This window comes from Streptomyces sp., assembly GCF_031181555.1.
Classification (GTDB): domain Bacteria; phylum Actinomycetota; class Actinomycetes; order Streptomycetales; family Streptomycetaceae; genus Streptomyces; species Streptomyces fimbriatus.
The window spans coordinates 22,428-28,911 of the sequence record NZ_JAPSKQ010000082.1 but is presented as its reverse complement, the minus strand read 5'-3'; the positions used below and the strand labels follow the sequence as shown (position 1 = coordinate 28,911).

The following is a 6,484-nucleotide window of genomic DNA, read 5'->3' as shown; positions in this document are numbered from 1 at the left end:
CCGTGGCGGAAGTCGCCTCGGTGATGCGAGTGTCGAAGATGACCGTGTACCGGCTGGTGCACAGCGGTCATCTGCCCGCGATCCGGGTGGGGCGGTCCTTCCGCGTCCCGGAGCAAGCGGTTCACGAGTACCTCCGCGAGAGCTACGTGGGGGTGGAAACCGCCTGACGGCACCTCGGGGAGTCCCGTTCAGGGCACTCATGGGGCTCCCCGCTCACCTCGATTACGACCTCAGCGCTCGGGCGGGTAGGCTAACCCCTCGTAGGTCGTGTGGGCCCATGGCGCCCAAACACCGAGTGATGAGAAGTGAGCGAGGGTAGTCGTGGGCTCTGTTATCAAGAAGCGGCGCAAGCGGATGGCCAAGAAGAAGCACCGCAAGCTGCTCAAGCGCACGCGCGTTCAGCGTCGCAACAAGAAGTAAGCGACACCGCGGAAGCGTGTCCAGTGGCCCCCCACCGCACTCCGGTGGGGGGCCACTGCCATGTCGCGGGCGTCCCGGACGCCCCCGGGCGGCCGGGGTACCCGGCCAAGTGCGTTCGTACGTTCGGGGCTGTCGTCACTTCGTGCAGCCGCCGGGCGTCACAGAGCGACGGCGACCCGCTAAGTTGGCCGTCGGGAGCAGGGCGAAAGGAAGGCGCTGATCTTGGGAAAGGTCGTGCTCGTGACCGGAGTGGCCCGTCAGCTGGGAGGCCGCTTCGTCCGGCGGATCCAGCGTGATCCCGAGGTGGACCGGGTCGTCGCGGTCGACGCGGTCCCGCCCGAGCACCACCTGGGCGGCGCCGACTTCGTCCAGGCCGACATCCGCCAGCCCACCATCGCGCGGGTGCTCGCCGAGTCGGGCGCCGACACGGTCGTCCACCTCGACGTCACGGGCACGCCGTTCGGCAGCGGCAGCCGGGCCACGCTCAAGGAGACCAACGTCATCGGCACCATGCAGCTGCTCGGTGCCTGCCAGAAGTCCCCGAACGTCAAGCGCCTGGTCGTGAAGTCCAGTACGAACGTCTACGGCTCCGCGCCCCGCGATCCGGCGGTCTTCACCGAGACGACCCCGCCCAAGTCCCTGCCCAGCGGCGGCTTCGCGAAGGACACGGTCGAGGTCGAGGGATACGTGCGCGGCTTCGCGCGGCGCCGCCCGGACGTCGCGGTGTGCGTGCTCCGGTTCGCCAACATCCTGGGTCCCGCCGCGGACAGCCCGCTCGCCGCGTACTTCTCGCTGCCGGTCCTGCCGACCGTGTTCGGTTACGACCCGCGGCTGCAGTTCGTGCACGAGGACGACGTGATCGAGGTGCTGCGGATCGGCTCGCACGAGCCGAGGCGCGGCACGCTCAACAGCGGCACCTTCAACATCGCCGGCGACGGCGTCCTGCTGCTCTCCCAGTGCTCCCGGCGGCTCGGCCGGCCCACCGTGCCCCTGCTGCTTCCCGCGGTCACCTGGGCCGGTTCGCTGGTGCGTACGCTGGGGATGACGGACTTCTCACCCGAGCAGATCCGGTTGCTCACGCACGGACGGGTGGTGGCGACGGACCAGATGCGCGAGACGCTGGGCTTCACCCCGAAATACACGACTGCGGAAACGTTTGGGGACTTCGTGCGCAGCCGCGGTCCCGGGCTGCTTCCGCCGGAGGCCCTCGCGAGGGCCATCGACCGGATCGCCGCACTGCCCCTGCCGGGCAGCGGTCACCCCCCGACGCAGAGCGCCAACTGAGGAGCGCAGCAACGATGGCGGACGCCAAGGTCATTCCGTTCGACGACGACCGCTCCCGTGAGGGCGCCGCGCAGCGCCCGTCGCGCCGCCGAGGCGGTGCGGGGAGCCGGCGCCCGGGCGCGCAGCCCGCGGCGGTGGGGGAGGTGCAGCCCTTGCCGGGCGTGGCGTCCGCACGGGAGGACGGTCCTGTGTCCCGTGAGGAAGGGCCGCCCCGAGCGCCGCTCCCGCAGCCGGCCGACGACGGCCCCGGCGGACTGGAGCGGCGTGTCGCGAGCGGCCTGGCCTTCCTGCGCCGCCGCCTCACCGGGGACTACGAGGTCGACGACTTCGGCTACGACGAAGAGCTCACCGACCAGGTCCTGATGTCCCTGCTGCGCCCGGTGTACGAGAAGTACTTCCGGGTGGAGGTGAAGGGCATCGAGAACATCCCGGCGGAGGGCGGCGCCCTGATCGTCGCCAACCACTCCGGGACGCTGCCGCTGGACGGCCTGATGATGCAGGTCGCCGTGCACGACCACCACCCGGCCGGCCGTCATCTGCGGCTGCTCGCGGCCGACCTGGTGTTCGTGCTGCCGGTGGTGAACGAACTCGCCCGCAAGCTCGGTCACACCCTGGCCTGCGCGGAGGACGCCGAACGCCTCCTCGGCCAGGGCGAGCTGGTGGGGGTGATGCCGGAGGGCTTCAAGGGCATCGGCAAGCCCTTCGGCGAGCGGTACAAGCTCCAGCGGTTCGGCCGGGGCGGGTTCGTGTCGACCGCGCTGCGCCAGGGCGTCCCGATCGTCCCGTGCTCGATCGTCGGGGCGGAGGAGATCTACCCGATGATCGGCAACGCGAAGACGCTCGCGAGGCTGCTGGGTTTCCCGTACTTCCCGCTGACGCCGACCTTCCCGTGGCTGGGACCGCTCGGCGTGATTCCGCTGCCCACGAAGTGGACGATCCAGTTCGGGGAGGCGATCCCGACGGACGGGTATCCGCCGGAGGCGGCGGAGGACCCGATGCTGATGTTCAACCTGACCGACCAGGTGCGGGAGCAGATCCAGCACACGCTGTACAAGCTGCTGGTGCAGCGCAGGTCGGTGTTCTTCTAGCCGGCTGCCGGAGGCAGCCGGCTCCGGAGGGCTCGCGTACGACGTCGGGGGCGCCCCTCGGAAGGGGCGCCCCCGGGCGCTGTGCCGGTGCTATTCCGCGTCCCGGCCGTCGATGCCCAGGCCCGGGAGCAGGCCGGGCAGGAGCGGCGGGAGGGTGACGTCGGGTGCCGGGGGCGCGGTGGCGCCGCCCGGGGCCGACGGCGAGGTGGCGGCGCCGCTCTCCCGGGGCGGGTCGAGCAGGCCGCCGGTGTTGCCGCCGAGCAGGCCGTCGCTCTCGGTGTCGGCGTCGGCGGAGCTGCTGGGGCCGTGGCTGCCGGTGCCGCCCTCGTCGGAGGTGCCGTTGCCGCTGCCGGTGCTGGGGGCCTGCGAGGGGCCCGTGGCGGACGGGGTGCCGGGTGTCGGACCGGAGGAGCCGTGCTGCCGTCCGCTCTCGTCGTCCTGGCGGGACGGGGGCGGGGGGAGCAGGGACTGCAGCGGGGCGACGTCCTGGTCTATGGCGTCGAACACCGACGACACCTGCTCACTGACGTCCCCCAGCTGCACCGGCAGCTGGTCGCGCAGGGTGCCCCAGGTCTCGCGGTGCGCGTGGGAGAAGGAGGAGAGCGCCCGCATGGGGCTCAGGGAGTCCGGGTCGCGCTCGTACGCCTCGCGCAGCAGCCGGTGGCCCTCGGAGGCGTCGTGCCGCATGCCGGACAGGGTGCGGCGGATCTCGCCGAGGGACTCGTGGTCCAGCGGGCCGCTGCGTCCGCGTTCCATCAGCCGACGGGCCTCGCCGAGGCGGGTGGAGGCGTGGTCGAGGTAGATCCGGCCGCGCTCGGCGTTGTCGTCGGCGAGGCCGAGTTTGACGTCCTCGATGCCGCGCTTGAGGCCGTAGAGGGAGTCGCCGGGCAGGGCGTCGGAGCTGGCGGCGGCGACTCCGCCGAGGGCGCCGGCGGCGACTCCGACGCTGAGTCCGCCCGCGGTGAGCCCTTTGGCCAGCCGCGATCGTGGTCGCAGTTTGCCCAGGGGGGTCGCCCGATGTGCGCCCCGGGACCGGCGCGGGCGCTGTTCGGGCACGGACCGGTCCGTCGCCTCGCCCGCCGCGGTGCCCTCTTGGAGCATGGCCTCGAACGCGGCCACCAGCCGGGCCCGCTGGACGACCTTGACCTCGGGATCCAGCTCCGGCCTGGGCAGCGCGCCGAGACCGGAGGCGAGCGTGAGCAGCCGTGCCCGCTCGCTCTCCGCGGCGGCCGGTGCCGGTGCCGATCCTTCGGACTGCTCGGCCGCCGAGCCCCGGTCGGACTGCTCCTCCAGGGCCTGGGCGAAGGCGTTCGCCCGCCGGTGCGCCGATACGTTCGCGATCACTGGCGGCACCTCCTCTCGTCATGACGGTCGACTCCCCAGGGGGTCCTGAGGGTTCCACCCCCCCGACCGCGTCCACACGATCGAGTGATCGGAGCCGCTCAGGGGGTGACCACAGGGAGCCTGCATCCCGCACAACGAGCGGTGCGGCACTTGGGTTACGGACGCCGGATGACCGAATGAGGAAGTCAACGGACTTTCACAGAAGGTGAGTTGAGCGTAACGGAACGTGCCCGGGTCAGCGCGCGTCGTCCGGGAGGAGCCGGGCGAGGGTGCGGACGGCCCGGTACTGGAGGGTCTTGATGGCGCCCTCGTTCTTGCCCATCACACGAGCGGTCTCGGCGACGGAGAGGCCCTGGAGGAATCGGAGCGTGACGCACTCCTGCTGTTGGGGGTTGAGTCGTCGTACGGCATCGAGGAGGGCGGCATTGGACAGCGATTCGAGAACGGAATCCTCGGGGGAGCGCTCGACCTCATTGGCGTCGAGCATCTCCCCGGTGGTGACCTCGAGCCGGAAGCGGCTGGACTTGAAGTGGTCGGCGACCAGGTTGCGGGCGATGGTCACGAGCCAGGCGCCGAAGTCGCGCCCCTGCCAGGTGAAGGTGCCGATACGGCGCAGCGCCCGCAGAAAGGTCTCGCTGGTGAGGTCCTCGGCGGTCGCCTTGCTGCCCACCCGGTAGTAGATGTACCGGTACACGGTGTCGCTGTACTGGTCGTAGAGCCGTCCGAAGGCGTCGGCCTCGCCGGCCTGGGCGCGCTCCACCAGGTCCATCATCCGGGCGCTGTCGCTGTCGGCGGCGGGACGGCGTGCGGTGGCCGGGCCGGAGGGGCGCCCTCGTCTGCCGACCGCCCGCCCGTCACCCGACCGCCGCCCCTCGACGACGGCACTGCGCGCCGGCACCTGCTCGAGGCCGTCGGCGAGGGCGTAGCACGGGCCGACGGGGGCGGGGGCGAATGCGGGGACGGCGTACGCGGTGGGGACGATGCCGCGCAACATGTCTCGGGCTGTCGCGACTGTCGCGCGCAGCGTAGCCAGGCCCGAGGCGTCAACCCCGACGTGTGGGTACACGGGACTCCCAGAGGCAGAGCTTCCATCACGTGCAGTACGGGACCGTTCACCCGTCGTAGCGACGGAGGGGTACCGGTTTGCGTCTGAGGAGAATAACGCTTCGTGCAGGCGCTGCTACGCCCAGTTGCTCAAATCGTCGATTACGTCGCTTCCGTAACCGGTTGACGCTCCCTCGTGCACCGAATGGTGACCGGTTGCTGACCGGAATGCTTCGCATTGCGGTTCGGTACGGGGCGAGTTGTGGCCGTGTGCAGCCAACAGGACTGGGCAGAGGGGTTGCGGGGTACGGCAGTCGGATTGGCCGGGTTTCCCGGCGGAGCGGTGTTCCTGTTCCCGGACGATCGTTTCAGCGGCGTTTGCGGTGCAGGGCGATGGCCGCCGCCGTGCCGCCCGCCACCGCGCCCACGCCCGCCGCCGCGGGGATGCCGACCTTCGCCGCCTTCCGGCCGGTGCGGTAGTCGCGCAGCCGCCAGTCCATCCGGCGCGCGTGCTTGCGGAGCTTGGAGTCCGGGTTGATCGCGTACGGGTGGCCCACCAGCGACAGCATCGGAATGTCGTTGTGCGAATCGCTGTACGCCGCGCAGCGGCTCAGGTCCAGCTCCTCCGCGAGCGCCAGCGCGCGCACCGCCTCCGCCTTGGCCGGCCCGTGCAGCGGCTCGCCCACCAGCTTGCCCGTGTACACGCCGTCGACCGACTCCGCCACCGTGCCCAGCGCCCCGGTCAGGCCCAGCCGGCGCGCGATCACCTGTGCGATCTCCACCGGTGCCGCCGTGACCAGCCACACCTTCTGTCCGGCGTCCAGGTGTGCCTGGGCGAGCGCCCGCGTCCCCGGCCAGATCCGCTCGGCCATGTACTCGTCGTAGATCTCCTCGCCGATGGACTGCAGCTCGGAGACGCGGTGGCCCTGGACGATCGACAGCGCCGAGTCGCGGGCCTCCTGCATGTGCTCGGGGTCCTCGACGCCCGCCAGCCGGAACCACGCCTGCTGCCAGGCGAACCGCACCAGGTCGCGCGTCTCGAAGAACTTCCGCTTGTACAGGCCCCGCCCGAAGTGGAACAGGGCCGCGCCCTGCATCACCGTGTTGTCCAGGTCGAAGAACGCGGCGGCCCGGTCGTCGCCGTGGACCGGGAACTCCGGTTCGCGGTCGGAAATGTCCTGGGTGGACTTGCGTGCGGCCTCCGCCGAGGCCTCGCCTGCCAACACGCTCCGCGCCGTGGCGGAGCGCCTACGGGGAGTGAGCCATCCGAGAGCGGCCATGGCGTGAGCATAGCCAGTTCGTTC

General features: G+C 71.4%; 7 protein-coding genes. 4 read left to right on the top strand and 3 right to left on the bottom strand.

Going from position 1 to position 6,484, the window contains the following annotated elements:
* Window positions 1–2: 2 nt before the first annotated feature.
* The 4 genes from RIM90_RS18115 to RIM90_RS18100 all read left to right on the top strand — a co-directional run bounded on the left by RIM90_RS18115 (window position 3) and on the right by RIM90_RS18100 (window position 2,792).
* Entirely contained in the window at window positions 3–167 is a 165-nt protein-coding gene (locus tag RIM90_RS18115; protein WP_003999034.1) for a helix-turn-helix domain-containing protein, read from the top strand.
* A 154-nt stretch (window positions 168–321) separates the two neighbouring features.
* Window positions 322–420 carry a 30S ribosomal protein bS22 gene (locus RIM90_RS18110; RefSeq protein WP_003948845.1) on the top strand — a complete coding sequence of 33 codons (99 nt, stop codon included), beginning with the start codon at window positions 322–324 and terminating at the stop codon, window positions 418–420.
* A 222-nt stretch (window positions 421–642) separates the two neighbouring features.
* Entirely contained in the window at window positions 643–1,704 is a 1,062-nt protein-coding gene (locus RIM90_RS18105) for an NAD-dependent epimerase/dehydratase family protein (RefSeq protein ID WP_309061751.1), read from the top strand.
* 14 nt (window positions 1,705–1,718) lie between these two features.
* Entirely contained in the window at window positions 1,719–2,792 is a 1,074-nt protein-coding gene (locus RIM90_RS18100; protein WP_309061750.1) for a lysophospholipid acyltransferase family protein, read from the top strand.
* Window positions 2,793–2,882: 90 nt separating this feature from the next.
* Here the strand turns inward: RIM90_RS18100 and RIM90_RS18095 are convergent, their stop codons facing one another.
* The 3 genes from RIM90_RS18095 to RIM90_RS18085 form a co-directional block, all read right to left on the bottom strand.
* Window positions 2,883–4,136 (bottom strand): DUF5667 domain-containing protein, encoded by a 1,254-nt coding sequence (locus RIM90_RS18095; RefSeq protein ID WP_309061749.1) that lies wholly within the window; start codon window positions 4,134–4,136, stop codon window positions 2,883–2,885.
* Between the two features lie 235 nt (window positions 4,137–4,371).
* Window positions 4,372–5,202, bottom strand: coding sequence for an ECF subfamily RNA polymerase sigma factor, BldN family (locus tag RIM90_RS18090; RefSeq protein ID WP_309061748.1), 831 nt, complete (start codon window positions 5,200–5,202; stop codon window positions 4,372–4,374).
* Window positions 5,203–5,548: 346 nt separating this feature from the next.
* Complete coding sequence (locus RIM90_RS18085) at window positions 5,549–6,460, bottom strand: HAD-IB family hydrolase (protein ID WP_309061747.1); 912 nt, start codon at window positions 6,458–6,460, stop codon at window positions 5,549–5,551.
* Window positions 6,461–6,484: the final 24 nt, after the last annotated feature.

Bases quoted from the DNA above. Each gene is read 5' to 3' on its own strand.
- RIM90_RS18100 (WP_309061750.1), top strand. From the start codon at position 1,719: ATGGCGGACGCCAAGGTCATTCCGTTCGACGACGACCGCTCCCGTGAG.
- RIM90_RS18085 (WP_309061747.1), bottom strand. From the start codon at position 6,460: ATGGCCGCTCTCGGATGGCTCACTCCCCGTAGGCGCTCCGCCACGGCG.